We start from the raw sequence: 17,494 nt of genomic DNA on the forward strand, positions 1-17,494 counted from the left end.
CGTTTGGTTAAGTTGATCTTAGCGCACGTTGCCCGAACCGCCATTGGCCAGGTCTAATCCCATTTCGATGACTTTCTGATAATAGGCTTCACTGTTGTCCCATTCCGGCATAATAGAGGCCATGTTAATTGCTCCCGCTGCTGCTTTGGCGTAGAGGTTTTCGGGCGGCATCACCACAGATTCACCGACGTCGGTGATGCTGCCACTGCCGTTCCAGAAAACAGCTTGGGCCAGCCAGCCGGGAGCGCAATCGTGACCAATATTTTTGACAAAGTGTTCGGCCTGACGACGATTGGCTTCGTCCGGTTCTTTGACCCAGTTTTTTGCACAGACAATGGCGTTGGTTTGTTGTGGTGTCCAGTCCTGCTGACGTAATTCCAGAGCCAGACAAGCCCACCAAATCACTTCTCTGACCGGCAACGCATGACACAGAAACTGAACCAGGTCATTGTCCAGTTTGGCGCTTTGCAATTGGCTGACTACCTCATTTGGCGGCATAGAGCCATCAATGAGGGCCAGGCATTCTTCACCGACCTCGTAGCGCTGCAATATGGTCAGTGACTGTTCTAAAGGTATTTTTTTGTACATGACTGAGTCTCAAATGGTGGCTATTGCCTGTTCCTTAGCGTGATCGTCGTTTTGATTTTAAGGTTCCCTTGTTAATTGATCTTGATGATAGCCCCTTTTACTTCTGACATGACACTGCCAGAGACCGAGGCTTTGAGACTCGATTTCAGCTCGGCACTCATGGCTCCCTGAGCGGTTAACGATGCTTTGGCGTCGAGCTTTAAGGTGCCTTTACTGGTCAGTTCTGCACTGCCGGTTCCGGCCAGGGCCAGTGTTGAGCCATCGGCCTTGAAGGCGGATTTGGCACTGCTGGAAATGTTGGTGGCCGAGTTTTTAATGGCACTGCTGGCATCCACGGTAATGTTGGTGCTTTCAATCTTGATCTCTGAACTGGTGATGGTAATTTTACTGCTGCCTACTTTCAGTTGAATTTGAGTGTCGGCTTCGAGAGTGATGTTTTTGCCTTTTTCACTGATGTCGTCGGTGGCCGTCAGCGTGAAATTCTTTTTACTGGTTTGATTGATGTTTTCAGTGGTGGTCAGGTTGTAATTTTTTTCTGTGGTCAGGCTGGTGTCTTTGGTGACGGTGATTTTCTGTTCGCCAAGAATGGTAGCGGTGGCGTCGTTTTCAACTTCTGTGAGCATGTCTTTGGCGGCATGAAAATACAGTTGCTCGTTGTCTTTCTTATCGTCAAACCGTATCTCGTTGGACTTACCGGCTAACTGGGTTTTGATCCCGGACTGGGTGGTGTCGGTGGTTTTGTACGGCGGCGAATGTTTGCTGTTGTAGACGGTGCCGGTCACAACCGGCTGGTCTGGGTCGCCGTCGATGAAGCTGACCAGCACTTCTTGTTCCGCCCGGGGAATAAACTGAACCCCGTAACCGTTACCGGCCATGGACTGGGCCACCCGTACCCAGCAACTGGTTTTGTCGCCTTCGGCGTCGGTATCCCAGTGGAATTTGATGCGTATTCTGCCTTGATCGTCACTGGCCGGTTCTTCTTCTTTTTTACCTGCCACCACCGCGCTTTGCATGCCTTGGACTTTGGGCTTTTCGATGGGGGCCGGGTAGTGGCCATTGTCTTTGGGGACGCAGGTAAAACGTCCCTGATAAGTAAATGCACTGGCGGCATCCACGGCAAAGGTTTGTTCTACCTCGGTAATCAGATAGTCACCTTGCTGGCTTTTATCCGGATGCGAGTTCACCGACACGTAACGGCCAGGAACAAGCTCGACACTGTTGGTTTCTGCGTCAATTTGGTTGTAATTACGCTCGGCCTGAGCCAATCGGGACTTTACTAGACGATCGGCCAGGTCATCCATCAGGCCGGAGACACTGGGCGTTGGAAAGTGGGCCTGGGTTAACTTGGAGCTGTTGGCAATGCTGTGTTTACTGGTTTTGGTTTTGCTGGTGGTGAGTTTGGTTTTACTGTAATCGTAATTAGATAATTCTACACCTGAGGTATGGAACTGAAATTTTGGCTGCCAGTTAAGCAATATTTCATTGCTTTGTGTGGCCGTGAGTTTGTGATCCAGACTGATTTTGCCGGAGGTATCAAACGGCAGGGATGCATCGTGCAACACCAGTTTGTGGCTGCTGCTGTCTTGCTCAAAATAATAATGAATGCCTTCTTCGGCCAACAATCGCTCGACGTAGTTTTGGTCACTTTCTTCAAATTGCAGGCAATAAGCACGTTTGGTGGAAGGTAATGAGCCGGTAGCGTATTTCCCTTTGAAGCCAAGCTCACTGAAAATGCTGGTGACTATGTCTTCGGTGGATTTCTCCTGAAACACCCGGTTGCCATGATTGAATTCGAGCAAGGCAAACCAGGGCTTCAGGGTTAACCGATGCAGTAAATAACGTTGAGACTCGCCTGCCGACAGGATTTGCGCTTCTGTGACCAGGCCGTGAAACTCTTTTTCTGCGTCTCTGGAAGTGCCTAAAGTATCATAATAACTGCAACTGAATTCCTGGCCTAACCAGGAAGATGCATCGGTTTCCTGTGCGTATAAATCGACTTCCAAAGTATAGGGTTCAGACAGGGCGCCACGGTAGATTAAGCGGTTTACTACGTATTCTGTGCCTTTACTTTTTGCGACAAGGTTACTACCTTCCGGTTTTAAAAAATCGGTCATTGCTAATATCCATTTAAAGGCAACGAAGACGTTTTCTGTTGAGCATATTGATAGGGGAAAAACGTCAGAAACTGTATAAAAATCAGTGTTTAAAAAACTGAATGAACCCCTCTATTTCTAGTTCAATTTGGCAGGTCGGTCAAGCAAACCCGGGCGTTTGACGATTGTTTTCACATTCGTATAAGACAGTGCGGTTTCTGCCTGAATTTTTGGCTTGATAAAGGGCTTTATCGGCGTTGCATAGCCATTGGTCGTAGCTTTCGACGGTGTTGTCCAGCATGGCTACGCCTAAACTGGCGGTCACTTCCAAGTATTGGCCGGTGTTGATGTAGATGAGACTTTCTTCAATGGTGACTCGTAATCGCTCCGCAATGGCGATGGCGGGCTCTTTGCTTGTTTCAGGTAAAATAATGCCGAACTCCTCTCCGCCGTATCGACCGGGCACATCCAAAGGGCGGATGTTGTCCCGTATGATTTTTCCTATTTTTCTCAGAACGTTATCGCCAATGCTATGGCCGTAGGTGTCGTTGATGCGCTTGAAATGATCAATGTCCAGGAAGATCAAACAGCAAGGCTCATCGAAGGTTTGGTTGTTCTTGAATTCCTGAACCAACTGTTGTTCCCAGTGGCCCCGGTTGTATAAACCGGTCAACGCATCGTGCTTGCTCAGGTGCACCAACACCCGTTTTTGCTTGCTGAGGGTTTTGGACAGTTTGTAACTAATGGTCGCAATGGCAATGGGGTAAATTAATAAAATGGGGATGCAAGATAAGAGAATGGCCAAGTTCGGCATGAGGTTGAATTCAAGACCTACCAACAGAAGCCCCAGCAACACCCCGGCTGCTTGCGCCAGCAACCCTTTTAAACAAAACTTTGGCCCAAATGCGCTGATGTTGTTCAGCCACAGGGTGGTGCTGAGAACGACTAGCGGTAAGATATTAAACATCATCATCGGCACCCAAAGCCCGCCCAGGAAGGAATCCATTAATAAGCTGTGCTTTTCGGTATACCCTTTGTGTGCAAATCTACGTGCTAATTGGTAGGCCAAATGGGGCCAGAATAACCCTTGAAGGATTGGGCCGAGGTAATACCAGGCGGGCGCGCCAAATTGGTAAAAAGTAGTCGCGACCGTAATCAAACCGAATAACGAAGCAATGGTTCTGGGAACATAAAAGCGCTTCCCAATACTCTGCGCTTTGGCTGGGTGACTGCTTGGCATGAACAATAGTCCAAACGAAGTTAAAACTGACTTACTGCCGACGATGTATGTAAAGATTAGCAGCAAATGGTGGGGAAGACGGGGTTTTTTTGAACGCGCAAATTGGCAATGGTTGAGCAAGAGAGCTGTTGTGCTTGGGCTGAAGGGTCAGCCCAAAGGATTAATCAGCAATATCTAATCTGGTAGGTTAGTTTGGCTTAGTTTCGACTTAAGCAAACCTCCTATACCCTTGGAGGTCGTTCCTACTGCCAGATTCAGTAGAGTAATGCCCTTTAAATTTTCTATTTGGGGCTCTTGTTATTCGTGAAGCAGACCCCGTTTTAAAAAATTTATCTCTGTAATATGACTCAAACTTTACAAACAAAGGATATGTTTATGTATTACGGAAGCTCAGGAAGCCAAATCACTAAAGATAAAATGCTTAAAGCTTTAAATAAATTAGGAGATTTACTGAGACAGAATAATCAAAAATTAGATTTAGTCTGTTGTGGAGGAATAGTAAGTGTTCTTTATCACGGCTCAAGGCATGTAACTCATGATGTAGATGTACTTTTCCCAAATAATCCAAGGATCACTGAATTACTTAAAACGCTGGTCGATCAAGTAGGCGCGGAATTCGGGCTAGAGCATGGCCCAAGAGATAAGTGGTTTAATGATAGTGTGAGCTTTATTGGCTTACAATCAAGATCTAATACTGTAGTATTTCGTCATTCACATCTCGTTTTAAAAGCTGCCGATTGGCATGAAATGCTTGCTCACAAACTAACTGCATTTCGTGGCGATCGAGACATAAATGATGCTGTACATTTTCTTAAAGAAATTACTCCAAATGACCATTCAGCTATTCTTAAGAAAGTAACTGAATACAGACCTTTTGTCCCGCATGTTGCAGATGAGCTTTTTGAAAAACGTTTCAATCAAGTCTGGGAAAAGACACATGGAAAACCTTGATCATGCGTTAGACAAAATGGTCGATCTTATCGAAGACTATGATGAAATTCCCTTTTTGGATGTTGTTCAGTTTATCTGGCGTCGGGGTTGGCCTCTAGTCTCAGCTTCGAAACCAACGGATACATCTCCTTTAAGGCTTGCACTGAAGGCTTGCTTGGTAGAACGTTTGGTTGAAATTTGGAATTCACCGCCAAAAAATAGCAACGAGCAAGTCCCTGATTGGTGTCAATCTATTCCTGCAGTGGCGGATAGATTTTCAGTTATTAAACCCGAAAATCACAAGTTCTGGGAAAATGAGCCGCCATCTAAAGTGTTCGAAAAACGTAATATCTTTGCACCAAAAGAATTTATGTTCTTTTTATGAAACATATAAATGTTATAGATATCGAGGCGAGCGGATTGCACTTTGATGCTTACCCCATAGAAGTTGCCGTTCTTATCAACGAGAAAGTTTATTCATGGTTAATTAAGCCTGAACCGAACTGGCTTCATTGGTGCTCTGCCGCAGAGAGTATGCATGGAATTACTCGGGAAAGGCTTCTAAGTGAAGGTTTGAATGCAGCCCAAGTCGCTGAAGAACTGAATAATTTACTAAAACATTCAGATGCCCCATTATGCAGCGATGCGGTGTATTGGGATTCTGATTGGATAGACACGCTCTTTCATTCTGTAAAGCAATCGCGTTTATTTCATATCAGCTCTCTTTATGAATTAATGAACGAAGATGAATGTAAAAGCTTTGATCATCTAAAGCGCCAGCTCGCTTTATCCGGTAAATATCGCCAACATCGAGCAAAAGAGGATGTGAGATTGATCCTTGATGCGTATTACGAGGCCAGTTCTGGTTTGTGATATGAGTAAATGGACATATATGGACGCCCCTGCGGAGTCAAGGTACAGACTAGTAATACCTTGAACTCCCAGCTCTCAACTCCCAAAGCCTTCGAGTCTTAGTTGTCAGGAATCCATTCTTGTCAGATGAAGTAAGGTAATGCTGACATATATCCGGCCTGAGGTAAGATTGCTTTGCTACTTCGCCTTCTTCGCATAATTTAATTCACCGTGCTTATCATTTAACTCACGATGCTCATTGGCAAATCGCATTGTTGTTCCAGTCGTTGGATTTTATAACGATCCTGGCTCAGGGTTTCTTTGCATTGGTTGCCAAACCACTCCAGAGAGGCGTCCATATTGCGGACGTCCAGGCCATCGGCCGCTGTTTGGTTGTAGATTAGATATTCCAGAAATTCCTGATAATCCACTGCGCCCTCAAAGATAGAGACCATGCCTTCACGTGATCCCGACGCGGAATAAACGTTCGGGGGGGAAAAGACATGCAGCTGCTCGGCAGATTGTATGTTCTTTAAATGGAAGTGTTGAATGAAGGGTTTCAGCGTTTCGAAGGCGTCTATGGTATTGGCACCGGATTCCCACACGTGTAGCACATCAAAGTTAATTTTCAGGCTTGGGTGAGATACTTCGTCGATCAGTTGTAGAGTGGATTCAATGTTATCGGCCAATGTTTTCGGATGAATCTCTATGATCAGGGTAATGCCGTGTTGCTCGACCCAGTGGCAAATATTTCGGAGACGGGCGGTCATGTCCGCCCGTTCTTCCCGAGTGACTTCGTCGCTGCCCTGGCCGCCAGCGAAGGTTCGTAGTTTTTTTGCACCCCAGTGTTTGGCCAACATACACAGTTGCTGAACCTTATTGAATGCCTCTTGCTCAGAGCCTTGCAGCGGCAGATAGTCGCTGATCATGGAGGTGTGAAGCCCATAGCTGGCCAGCCACTCTTTATTGTAGCTGGGTTGTTCCGCCAGGTTTTTAGCGTGCACCCCCCAAAGCTCGATGCCTTGAAAGTGATTGCTTCTGGCCCAGTTCACCAGCTGGTCGATGGAGACCAGTTGGTGGCGGAAGGAAATGGTGCAAATCGACAGTTTCATGGTTCAACCTCTTCCGCAATGCGTGTGTTTACTGAGGAAGCCAGGGCGGGAGTGATGTGTTGCATCGTCCATTGTTGGAACACCTCAATCAGGTGTTTCTTGATATGGAATTCGCGTTCATCTTGTTGGTCGAGCAAGCCGTACACTTCACTTAACAGTTGCGGATCAACGGCTTCGATGGCATCAAACTTAGCGATTTTCATCGCCCGGAATTGAATCAGTTTGTAGGTTTCAACCAAGGCTTCGATGACAACACACCAGTCTTCAAACGCATCGTCGTCTAAGTCCATTTCTCGCCAGAAATAAGCAAACCCGTGTTCGTAAGCGTATTTACGAATGGCCAATACCGGAATTTGCTTGAGCGCATCCGACAGGGCACTTAAAGGCAGGTTGTTGTTCGGGTTTAAGTGCGCATCAATGATGGCCCGGACAGCGTCCGTCATTGGGTTGTGATCCGGGTTGATGCAGGCTAAGAAGTAGTCGTGAATGTCTTGGCGGGCCGTTTCCCGAATGTCACTGCTGTCAAAATAATACCCTCCGGAGACGGCGGGTGATTCGATGGCGTTCAATATTTTATCTTTGGGTAACGGACCTTCCCAGCGGAAGTCCGGATCGGTCATGAACCAGGTGGTCGGATCGTCCGTTTCTTCCAACAAGACGTAATGAGGAAAAGGGTTTTGATTGAACTTGTTTTCCCGTTCCGGCAAGCGGTACATGTCCAGCATAACCATTACCTGACGCTGCCCGGACTTGTTGTTCAGTAATGAAAGCAGGGTGTTGATGTTCTTGGCTTTGTCTGCCTGATCCTGATACCAGGGGTGCATTTCAACGCCATACAGTGTTTGATACCAGCGCTTAAAGAAATCGTGATTGATGTCCTCTGAGTGATAAGAGAGGCGGAATTGATCATCCACCACCACTTCGGCATCCCACACCCCGAAGTAGAAAGGGCGATGATCTACGCGAGGATCGGCTTTGATCATTTCACAGACGCAGCTGATGAAGCAATGGACTTTGATGTCTTCAAATTCTTCCGGGGCAGCTGCATCAATAGCGGCTGGTGTTGAGTCTGTTTCCGGCGATGAGCCGCCTGAGATGCGACGGTCTAAAAACGTCGCTAAGCTGGCGACGGTGTCAAAATCGTCTTTGGTCAGGGCATCGTCGGGAATATCAAAACCCAGCTCGGTTTCCAGGTTCAGGATCAGTTCCAATACCAGCACGGAATCCAGATATAAGTCTTCATTGAGACGGGCATCCGCATGGAAGGCGTCTATTTGCGGAATGAACATGGTATCGCGTAATACCTGATGGATGGCGTTCACTATGTCTGCGTGTTTCATGGTCAATCTCTGTGTTTATACCGCTGTTGTTTCTGTTTGCTGGGGCGCAGCTGCTTTTTCGATGTCAGCTTTGGTCTCTGTGTTGATGTCTGCTTTGGTGGCTGCTTGATCCGTCGGTTTGGCGGCTGAGGACTGATTGGCAAAATTCATCGCCAGTTGTTTACGGTTCACTTTGCCGTTGGCCAAACGTTCAACCTGTTCAACTTGAATGAGTTGTTGAGGCAATTGATAGGGGGCCAGGCGGTCAGTACACCATTGACGAATAGACGTTGGTTCGACTTGGGTGTCGGCAGAATACTGGAGACAAACGCGTTGGCCGGCGTAAGGGTCTTCCATTTTGAATACTACGGCGTCCTTGATTTCAGGCATGGCCAGAATGACGTCTTCCACTTCCTGCGGGTAGACATTCAGTCCGGCGACGATGATGGTGTCATCCATGCGGGATAAAAACGAAAGCATGTTGGCGTTGGTAGCCTCGTCATGATGGAAGTGACCAAGATCCTGAGTATGGATTTGATGGCCTCGCTGGGTAGTGACAATAATTTCTGCCGGATTGTCAGCATCGTCGCCCGCGATCACTTTCAAATGGGGCAGGGGAATGCCCACGTCCACAGCGGATGTCATGTTCGGGTTCACCGCAATGCAGCCCGCTTCAGAACAGCCGTATTGTTGGAAGAAGTGGTCGATGCGCGGTGCCAGTTGTTCAAAGCGTTGTTTTGGCATGATGGTGCCGGAAGTCATTGCGGCGTGAATGTTCTGGTCTTTCGGCAGCAAACGAATCAGGCCGTGCAGCATGGTCGGTGAGGTGTACAGCAGCGGTTGTTTGCTGTTAAGCACTCGCTTTGCCAAATACTTGGGGTTGATGTTGGTAATCACGATGGGCTCAAGACCTCGCGCTAAAGCCACTAATACCCCGCATATCAGCCCATAAGAGTGAGTGACCGGGCAGGCGATGATCGGCGTCATGGCATTGGGTAAGGTGAATGCTGAGCAATAGCTTTGGACTTCTTCCTCGATGGTGGCCCAGCTGCGTTCAATGCATTTTGGATCACCGGTGGTGCCTGAGCTCATCTGAATGAGAACGCCTTCTGAATCACTCTCTTCTAAATCACAGCCTTCTGATGGAGAGGCCGGTTTGTCCAGTGGAATGATGTTGGAGATTTCTTTGAAATGAAGCTGGTCACAACCCGCTTTGGTGGCCAGTCGCTTGGCGGCTTCCAGTGGGGTACTGGGGTGAATGGGCATCACCGAGCCACCTTGTTCTTTGATGAACAGGCACAGGGCCAGCCACTGGGCTGCGTCTTCCAGGCAAACCGCCAGGCGTTTGGTGCTTGCCAGTGCTTCCGAGCGTTTGAATTCCAGATGCCTTTGAGCAACGTAATCTTCGGTATAGTGATCGTCATTAATGTAAAACATAGTGTTTCCGAATGCTTTTCCTGGTGTTTCGTTCATTGAAATCGTAATGCAGTGCATGACCTCTTAACTGCCCGAGTTTCAGCCTGGGGTGTTAACAAGGTTTTCGATGTTTAAGCACTGAGACACGGTTCCGCTGGATGGTTGAATTCCTTTTTATGGATCGCCGGTATTGAATGATGGACTGAGTAACGCAACGGGTTCGGGATCGTATGATGGAACTCAGCGGCACGTTGCCCACTCAGTTTTTTCTTAATCAGTGATTCGGTTTGGATGTGTGGCGCATCCAGAGGAATCGCCGCTATACGCTCCGGTGCGGTGTGGCCTTCTTGTGCGTAAGCGGTGAGTTGCGCATCCACAATGTGCCAAAACTCGGCTTCAGCAAACCCGTGTGCTTCGCTCAATAAATGACTGACTTCGGTGAGGTTAAACACAAACAGGGTATCGACCACCAGTTCCCGGAGAGCTTCCACCGAGTCCATCCAAAAATACTGGTTGTCTGGTGCCGGTTGGCCAGCGTCGGTGGTGTAATTGGGGTGCAGTTGGCCAAAATCCGGAGCCAGCGTCGGTTGGGCAAGGTAGTCTTTTTGGTATTCCAGGCTTTCGTGGAAATCACGTAAGACCACTTTTTCAGGCCAGCCCTCCTTGTGTAACAACACCATGTTTTGGCCGTGGGCTTCCAGCCCGATGCCGTGGTGTACTAACAGGTGCCACACCGGAATAACTGCCACGTCGATCAAGCGGCGAACCCAGGCCTCAATGCCGTATTGTTTGAGCCAAGGGTCAACAAAGGTTTTGCCGTCTTGCTCTTTGGTCATCAATGCCGGAAAAGGGATGGCGGATAAGGTTTCCGGTGTTTCGTGGGTCAGGCTTTTGCGGAAGATGACCGCCAGTTGGCCTTCAATGTTGGCGGACCAATCCGGGTCGGATACCAGCGCACTGGCTTTGTGTTCATCCAATACGATCCCTGCATACTCATCCAGTAAGCCCAGACGCTGGTCGCTTTGAATAAAGCTGTCTTTGGCAATCAGAGTGTTCAGCCATTGGCTGATCACAGGGGCGGTGCATACCGAATGCGGCTCGATGGTTCTTAATGAAGAGGTGTTCACCATGTTCATCGGCAGTTTAATATTGGGTTTCTCCGGGTGAGTCACGTTAACCAAAGAGCGCACAGAAATCGTGGCCTGGTAAAAATCACCCGCTGCACCCAGGTGAATAATCTTTTCTTTTTCGATGAGTTCGCCCAGCAACGTTTGACCAATCGATTGCCATTGCCAAGGATGAATGGGCATGAAACTGAAGCGATCGGATTGGTTGGAGGTCTTCGCCACTTCATACAACAACCGTTGTTCGAGTTCGATTAAGGTTGCCGCGCCCAGCTCGGTCAGCCAGAAATCCCGGTTGGTTTGAGGCAGCGCCTGTTGTAATAAATTTTGATCAATGGCCAACCAGTGAAGCTGAAAAGGATTGCCCGTTTCCGGCCCGTAACGGGCGTGATCTTCAATGCTGAATCCGGTTCTGGCTTTAAAACAAGGGTGGTAAGGGTGGCCTTCGTCCAAAGCCGATTCCAGCTCAAGATAAGACAGTGCTCTTCTGGAAGATCGCTTGACCAAGTGCTGTAAATTCCACTGGCAGAGTTTTATGGTTTGTTGCAGCTCGTTACTGAGCTTTTGTTTCATCGCATCGTGGGTGGGCAAATCTGCGACCAATTGTTGCAGCGTTGCTTCGTTTTTTTGCGTGTCTTGTTGGTAGTAAATGCTACCGGTTTCGAGGCGGATACGGCCGAAGCTGGCAACGCGGCCTTGCGCCTGATACAAGGTCCGGTTCATCACAAACCGGAAGGTGCCGTGTTCGAATTGGTAATCAATCACTTGCTCGAATAAGAGCGCTTCCACCAACTGACGACAGACTCGCTGCTCGAAAGCGTCTGGCTGCGCTGCTGTGATGTTCAGGTCTGTATTATGCGGTTTCAAGGCAGGCCTCCCGTGTTATGGGGGCCGTGGTGTCTATCACCGGCGCCGGAATAAAGCCTATTAATGGATTACGAATGCGGGTATAGACGGCCAGTTCAAGCTCCGCCTGAAGTTCATCAACGTCATCAATACGTGTCAGCAGGTTGCCTTTACAGGGGATTTCCCGGCGATTCAGCATCGATTGAATCAGGGAAATACCAACGCCAGTCAGCTTGAATTGCAGTTGCTGTAATTTCTGGCTGGTGACTTTCAGTAGCTGGTCTTCACTGACCAGACCGTCGATGCCAAACCGGTTAATGAGTGAAAACAGTTGGTTCACCACCAGATAGTAGGTGAAACGGTCACAAATCATGGCATCGGTGTAGAACAGGTCTTCGGTGAATTGCACTTTGGGTTCAAGGGCAATGAGGGGCTGGCGGTGACTTTCGGACAGATAAAACCCTTGATTGTCCCGGTAATAATATTGGCTTGGATAACCGTCGGTGATATCGAGCAGGCTGTTTTGCTGGTGGGCTTCCAGTGCAATGCCATGTTGGTCGTATAAGCGAATGGCCGGCTCAATGGCGCAGTCCCAATAGTGGTCAAACCAATCTAAACTGACGGCCTCGGTGGAACGTTGTTCGTCGTGAGCCAATCGTTGAATTAAGCTGGCCAGCCGGGACGACGTTTGTTCGTCAATCGGGCTTTGGGTGATCGCCGCGATGGAGTGAACACTTCGCTCTGTGGACGGGTCATTTTGATTAATTTTGAACGGATTATCCCGGATGATGACTTCAAAACCGGTTTCTTCTACGTTGGGCAGTTCCAGTGAAATGTAGGCCGGGTCGTTGATGGTTTGGAATTTCGGATAACGCTTGGAAAATTCGGTCAGTCGGAACAGGTTCGCCACCACAACGCCGGCTTCCAGCTCATGATGCATATTAATGCGAAGCGAGTTAGTGACTTTGACCGGAATCGACAGCTTGAACATCTGATCACTGTCTTCACTGTATACCGTTCTGACCGAAGAGGTCGGTGTATAAAGCGGGCCAAGCGGGCCTATGTCTGAAAGCAGGTTTTCTTCCATTAGCTTCAGAATGTAATCCTGATGGAGCAACCATTGGGCTTGCAGCGGGTGAACCGGAATTAATACTTGTTGATCTGTTAGTTCGGGGGCCGCTTCATGCAGGTTGTCTAATACGATACTTTCGGCACTTTGTTCCAAGATGGATCGTTGCTTCACCAGCGAACGGTCGGCCGCAAAATAATGCAACTGAAACTGACCGCATAACTCAGGCGCGTAATCCTGATGTTGCCATTCATGAATGCCCTGACGACTTTTGGGTGTCGGATGTAACCAGTGACCGAACAACAACGACTGCTCAGAGTCGATGAAGCGCTGGCTGTTCAGTGAGTCATCGTCGGCGCGGGTTTCCAGGTAACGGGTCATCACCTGGTGGCTTTCAATCATGCGGGCCATTAATTCCAACTGGTTGGTTTTTAAGGCTTCCTGTTGGCGGCTTTGTTGACCCCGGTATTGGGTGCCACCGTAGATTTCATTGACCAGCAGCATTAGTGCCGAGAAGTATTCCACCGACTGCCAGTGAAGTTGATGGGTTTGCTGTTGATAGACGCGGGTTAATGTATGGCGACCCACCAAAGACCGGTATCCGACGCCTACGGCTAAGGTGATTTGTTGAGAAGGAAGCTGTACTTCAATGACATGGGCTTCGCCTTCGTTGAAGGAAAGCCCGGTGAGGTTGGACCAATTCTGTGCTGAATGCCAAACGCCTGAATCCACTTCGCGGAGATAACAGTTCATGAACGCCTGAAAAGAAGCGTTGTCAGCAATTTGCTGTGCAGACCGATTCATACCATTCCTATTTATAATTTGCCCTGTGCGCCCGAAGCACTAAACCACCGTTCAACCGAGTACAACATCAGTGCATGCGCTTTTATGTCGACCGAGTGACATGCAAAGGCGGTAACGAGCACGCTGACGAATTTATGTCTTGCCTGCTCATTTACTGAATTTCGGTTTTTCAGGTGTTTTGGTACGGAGGATGCTATTTATAATATGGATTGGATCTTAATGAGAATGGTTATCACTATCAATCTAATTTACATTTGTTACTTAAAAAAGTTAACGGCTTCCGAATGTTCATTTACGGAATGCACTCACTTCTGTTTGGCTTGTTGAACTAACTTGGTCGGGCGGTTGTATATGCAAAGCGCCACTGCCAGAAAGAAGGTCAGCCACTCAGCCAAGGGCAGAGCCATCAGGAAAGGTTGTTCGGGGAAAAACATGTAAAAAGCGGTCAGTAAACCTGCGGGCAGAAACAAGCTGCGAGACAGTGCCACAGCTGTGGAAGGAATCGGTTGGTGCATGGCCGTCAGGTAGCAGGACAATAGGACATTGACGCCATTGACCAGAAACAACGGCCAGATGACCGTAATTAAACCCGAGGAAATGCTGGCCACGTGTTTTGCTTCTTCGTCCAGAAACAGCTGAATAATGGCATCCTGCCAGAACAATAAAATGCTGATCAGCACCAAACCAATGGCTGACACAGACACGATGGACGTCAGAAAAAATTGTCGGATGCGCACACTGTTCTTGGCACCGAAGTTTTGGCTGACCAGCAAATGCAGGGCATCGGCCACACCGTAAGATAACATCAGGCTCAGAAAAATTAAGAAGTTAACGACGGTAAAGGCCGCAACGCCGTCGACGCCCAGGCGGGAGATCAACAACCAGTTCAATAGAAAGATGATCAGGCCGCCGGAAATTTCATTTACGAACTCGGATAAGCCATTAAACGAGGCTTTTGCCATTTCTAACCAGTTGGTTTGCTGAATGGAAAAGCTGAGCGTCTTGTCCGGGCTTAAAAAGTAGCGTAACAAGATCAGCAGCTGAATAATTTGGGCTATGCCAGTGGCATATGCCGCGCCTTTTAGACCCATATCCAGATAACCGATGAAAAGTGCATCAAGGGCAATGTTGATTAATGCCCCTGTCACCAATGCGATGGTCGCGATGACGGGGTGGCCATCGGCTCGGACAAAGTAATAAAGCACCATGGTGATCAGCTGGATAATCAGCACAAAGGTAATGATTTGGAAATAATCGGCCATCAAAGGATAGAGGTCTTCGGGTGCCCCCAGAGCCCAATACAAATAATCATCGAACACAAACCCCAATACCGCAGCAATGGATGAAAAGGCAAATGTGGTGATCAATGATTTACTAAAAATCGAAGATGCGGCGGCGACGTTATTCTCACCAATGTAGGTTCCCGCGCGTACTGAACCGCCGATGGCGATCATTAAGGCGATACCAAACAATAACGTGAAATAGGGGATCAACAGGGTAATTGAAGCCAGGGCATCGGAACCCACGAAGTTACCTACGAAAGCACCGTCAACCAGGTTGGCGGTGGTGATGGCCACTAAACCAATGATGGAAGGCACGACGTAATAAAAAAAAGTAGGAATGATGGAACCACTCAAGACAGGGTTGGTTTTGGCTTTATCATTCATAAAGGTGTGTTTCCGGGCTGGTTTGGGGAACAGAAAGCGGGGATAGTAGCCGTTGCTGTTTTCTCAATCAATAATCATTTACATTTGTGACAGATTCTTGGTTGCTTGTCCGAAAATGGTAATAACATTATTATATTGTTTGAAAACAACAATCATTCGTATTAACTTGTGCCCGTCTGAGAGTTTATTCTGACTTTTTTTGACATCGTACACCTATAGAAATAACCCATTTAAAAGGCTTTCACATGACCACCCTGGAATCTGCTCGCATATTAATCATAGAAGACGACACGACGTTAAATGATCAGCTGGCGGATTTATTGCGGGGCCGTGGTTTTAATATCTCCCAATGTAAAGACGGCGAGCAAGGGTTGATGGCTGCCATCAGCGAAAGATTCGACCTGATTTTGCTGGACGTATTATTACCAACGATGGACGGCTTTTCGGTATTAAAGAATTTGCGTAAATCCCGTCAAACACCGGTCATGATGCTCACCGCCTGCGGAGCCGAAGAAGAGCGGATTAAAGGTTACAGAAGGGGAGCAGACGATTATTTACCTAAACCCTTTAACTTTACTGAATTAGGATTGCGCATCGATGCGCTATTGCGCCGCTCTTTCGGCTTAGCGGATCGCCGTAATCAATCTGCTGAGATGGTGGTTGATGGTTTGCAACTGAATCGACAAAAACAAACAGTAACGTTTGAGGGGCAGCCTATCACGCTGACCCCGATTCAGTTTAAATTGCTGTGGGTGTTGGTGGATAGCCAGAACGATGTGTTAACCAAACCGTATCTGTATCAGTTGGTGCTGGAACGAGAGTTCAGTAAATACGACCGTAGCCTGGATATGCATCTGAGCCGGGTACGGCGTAAATTGATCGATGCTGGTATGGCGGCGGATCGGTTATCCACTGTTCATGGCAAAGGTTATTGCTTTGCATGAATAAGCGGTTGCTTTGGAAGCTTTGCTATACCATTGCCGCAGGCACTGTTTTGTTGTTCTGGGCCATTGATATTCTGACTCAGCGTACTGAACAACGAATGAGTTTTATTGCTGAAGAGTATCAGCAAGAACTGGTGGCGCTGGGGGCAGAAGCCGAGCGGATATACACCGAGGAAGATGAAGCCGCACTTGCGACGTGGCTGGAAAACCTGCAGGCAAGAGAACAGACCTGGGCGGCGGTGGTGACTTCCCGGATTACGCCGTTGGCCAACGGGCAATTGTCCGATCAGTTTGTAGAAGGGTTTCGTTTGGGTCGCAGTGTTAAGTGGAAAATTCATCTCTATTTCAAAGAAAACCCCATCATGGATGTGACCTTTTCCGATGGAAATACGCACTTCCTGATTCGATTACCTCAGCGGATGCGACCGGGTGAATATCTGCAATACACCCAAAACCTGCTGCAATTCGGCTTGCCTTTGGTGTTGTTGATCTTTATGAGTGTTGTCCTTTACCGACATGTGATGATGCCATTAAGGCAGCTTGAAAAGGCCACGCGTCAGTTCAGTGAAGGCCAATATGATGTTCGGGTTAAATCCTGTCTGGGCAGTCGCAACGATGAACTGGCTGCGCTGGCCGAAACCTTTGACCGCATGGCCGCTCGCACCGGAAAACTGATTATCACTCAGCGCCAACTGATTGCCGACCTTTCCCATGAATTAAGAACGCCGTTGGCCAGAATTGATATGGCGGTGGATTGTTTGGAACACGATATTAAGCCGGAAGAATCAATACAGCGCTTAAAGCGTGAATCGGAAAATATGCGCGGTTTGGTGGATGATACTTTGACGTTGGCCTGGCTTGAAAATGAAAAGCCCAAGCTCAATGAAGAAGAGGTGGATTTGGTTGAGCTGCTTGAAATCATCACCGAAGATGCGCGTTTTGAATACCCGGATCGCGAACTTCATACCGCCTTCCCATCGCAAGCGGTGCTTTCTCACAGCAGTCACAGAGCGTTGGGGCAGGCCTTTGAAAATATCATTCGCAATGCTCTAAGGTACACCCCGGAAGGAGGCTCGGTGATGGTTACGATTGAAGAAGCTGAGCGCGGACTTATCGTTAAAGTACTGGATGAAGGCCCCGGCGTTCCTGAAGAATACATCTGTGACATTTTTAATCCGTTTTTCCGTGTTGAAAAATCCCGCATGGATGTGGCCACCAAAGACATTCGTACTTCGGGTGCGTGTTCGGATGTAGGCGTCTCGACCAAACAAACCTGGAAAGGTGGCTGTGGTCTTGGGCTGGCACTTGCCAGGCGACAACTGGAAGCCGTTGGAGGCCATATTCAGGCTAGGAACCAACCTGACGCCGGCTTGGAAATGCGAGTCACTTTGCCTGCCTGAGTGCTGCGAGGTTTGCGCTGCATCAGTACCTAATGGTAACAGTTGTAAAAATGGTTCACATTTCAGTCAAATTATCGATAATTCCTCGCA

The 17,494-nt window shown here is 48.2% G+C and carries 14 protein-coding genes; 5 read left to right on the forward strand and 9 right to left on the reverse strand.

All coding sequences use genetic code 11. From position 1 onward, the window contains the following. Positions 1–18: 18 nt before the first annotated feature. The 3 genes from ABD744_RS10125 to ABD744_RS10135 all read right to left on the reverse strand — a co-directional run bounded on the left by ABD744_RS10125 (position 19) and on the right by ABD744_RS10135 (position 3,921). A complete protein-coding gene (locus ABD744_RS10125; protein WP_344798114.1) occupies positions 19–588 on the reverse strand; it encodes a DUF6931 family protein in 570 nt (189 codons plus the stop codon). 71 nt (positions 589–659) lie between these two features. After that, positions 660–2,702 carry a type VI secretion system Vgr family protein gene (locus tag ABD744_RS10130; protein ID WP_344798116.1) on the reverse strand — a complete coding sequence of 681 codons (2,043 nt, stop codon included), beginning with the start codon at positions 2,700–2,702 and terminating at the stop codon, positions 660–662. A 139-nt stretch (positions 2,703–2,841) separates the two neighbouring features. Continuing rightward, entirely contained in the window at positions 2,842–3,921 is a 1,080-nt protein-coding gene (locus ABD744_RS10135; protein WP_344798119.1) for a sensor domain-containing diguanylate cyclase, read from the reverse strand. Positions 3,922–4,296: 375 nt separating this feature from the next. On the opposite strand from ABD744_RS10135, the gene ABD744_RS10140 reads away from it, so the two are divergent. Genes ABD744_RS10140 through ABD744_RS10150 form a run of 3 tightly spaced genes read left to right on the forward strand, consistent with a single transcriptional unit; the run spans position 4,297 to position 5,724 of the window. Further along, entirely contained in the window at positions 4,297–4,872 is a 576-nt protein-coding gene (locus tag ABD744_RS10140; RefSeq protein WP_344798121.1) for a hypothetical protein, read from the forward strand. Beyond that, on the forward strand, positions 4,859–5,236 hold the full coding sequence (locus tag ABD744_RS10145) for a hypothetical protein (RefSeq protein WP_344798123.1): 378 nt from the start codon (positions 4,859–4,861) through the stop codon (positions 5,234–5,236). The genes ABD744_RS10140 and ABD744_RS10145 overlap by 14 nt, the downstream gene beginning before the upstream one ends. Continuing rightward, positions 5,233–5,724, forward strand: a complete 492-nt coding sequence (locus tag ABD744_RS10150; protein ID WP_344798125.1) for an exonuclease domain-containing protein — start codon at positions 5,233–5,235, stop codon at positions 5,722–5,724. Before ABD744_RS10145 ends, ABD744_RS10150 begins: the two co-directional genes overlap by 4 nt. A 221-nt stretch (positions 5,725–5,945) precedes the next feature. On the opposite strand, the gene ABD744_RS10155 is transcribed toward ABD744_RS10150, so the two are convergent. The 6 genes from ABD744_RS10155 to ABD744_RS10180 form a co-directional block, all read right to left on the reverse strand. Next, positions 5,946–6,815, reverse strand: a complete 870-nt coding sequence (locus tag ABD744_RS10155) for a sugar phosphate isomerase/epimerase family protein (protein WP_344798127.1) — start codon at positions 6,813–6,815, stop codon at positions 5,946–5,948. Beyond that, the gene (locus tag ABD744_RS10160) at positions 6,812–8,155 is read right to left on the reverse strand and encodes a DUF6005 family protein (RefSeq protein ID WP_344798129.1); all 1,344 of its coding nucleotides are present in this window, start codon (positions 8,153–8,155) and stop codon (positions 6,812–6,814) included. Before ABD744_RS10160 ends, ABD744_RS10155 begins: the two co-directional genes overlap by 4 nt. Before the next feature lie 15 nt (positions 8,156–8,170). Then, positions 8,171–9,571: an AMP-binding protein gene (locus ABD744_RS10165; RefSeq protein WP_344798131.1), complete on the reverse strand. Its 1,401-nt coding sequence runs from the start codon at positions 9,569–9,571 to the stop codon at positions 8,171–8,173. A gap of 110 nt (positions 9,572–9,681) precedes the next feature. Next, the gene (locus ABD744_RS10170) at positions 9,682–11,541 is read right to left on the reverse strand and encodes an IucA/IucC family protein (RefSeq protein WP_344798133.1); all 1,860 of its coding nucleotides are present in this window, start codon (positions 11,539–11,541) and stop codon (positions 9,682–9,684) included. Continuing rightward, positions 11,528–13,393 carry an IucA/IucC family protein gene (locus ABD744_RS10175; RefSeq protein WP_344798135.1) on the reverse strand — a complete coding sequence of 622 codons (1,866 nt, stop codon included), beginning with the start codon at positions 13,391–13,393 and terminating at the stop codon, positions 11,528–11,530. The genes ABD744_RS10170 and ABD744_RS10175 overlap by 14 nt, the downstream gene beginning before the upstream one ends. 305 nt (positions 13,394–13,698) lie before the next feature. Continuing rightward, positions 13,699–15,060 carry an MATE family efflux transporter gene (locus tag ABD744_RS10180; protein WP_344798137.1) on the reverse strand — a complete coding sequence of 454 codons (1,362 nt, stop codon included), beginning with the start codon at positions 15,058–15,060 and terminating at the stop codon, positions 13,699–13,701. Positions 15,061–15,305: 245 nt separating this feature from the next. Between ABD744_RS10180 and ABD744_RS10185 the strand changes: the two genes are divergently transcribed. Further along, positions 15,306–16,004 (forward strand): response regulator transcription factor, encoded by a 699-nt coding sequence (locus tag ABD744_RS10185; protein WP_344798139.1) that lies wholly within the window; start codon positions 15,306–15,308, stop codon positions 16,002–16,004. After that, complete coding sequence (locus ABD744_RS10190; protein ID WP_344798141.1) at positions 16,001–17,404, forward strand: histidine kinase sensor domain-containing protein; 1,404 nt, start codon at positions 16,001–16,003, stop codon at positions 17,402–17,404. The genes ABD744_RS10185 and ABD744_RS10190 overlap by 4 nt, the downstream gene beginning before the upstream one ends. The last annotated feature ends 90 nt before the right edge of the window (positions 17,405–17,494 follow it).

The sequence above is a fragment of the Litoribacillus peritrichatus genome, from assembly GCF_039537985.1.
GTDB classification, from domain to species: domain Bacteria; phylum Pseudomonadota; class Gammaproteobacteria; order Pseudomonadales; family Litoribrevibacteraceae; genus Litoribacillus; species Litoribacillus peritrichatus.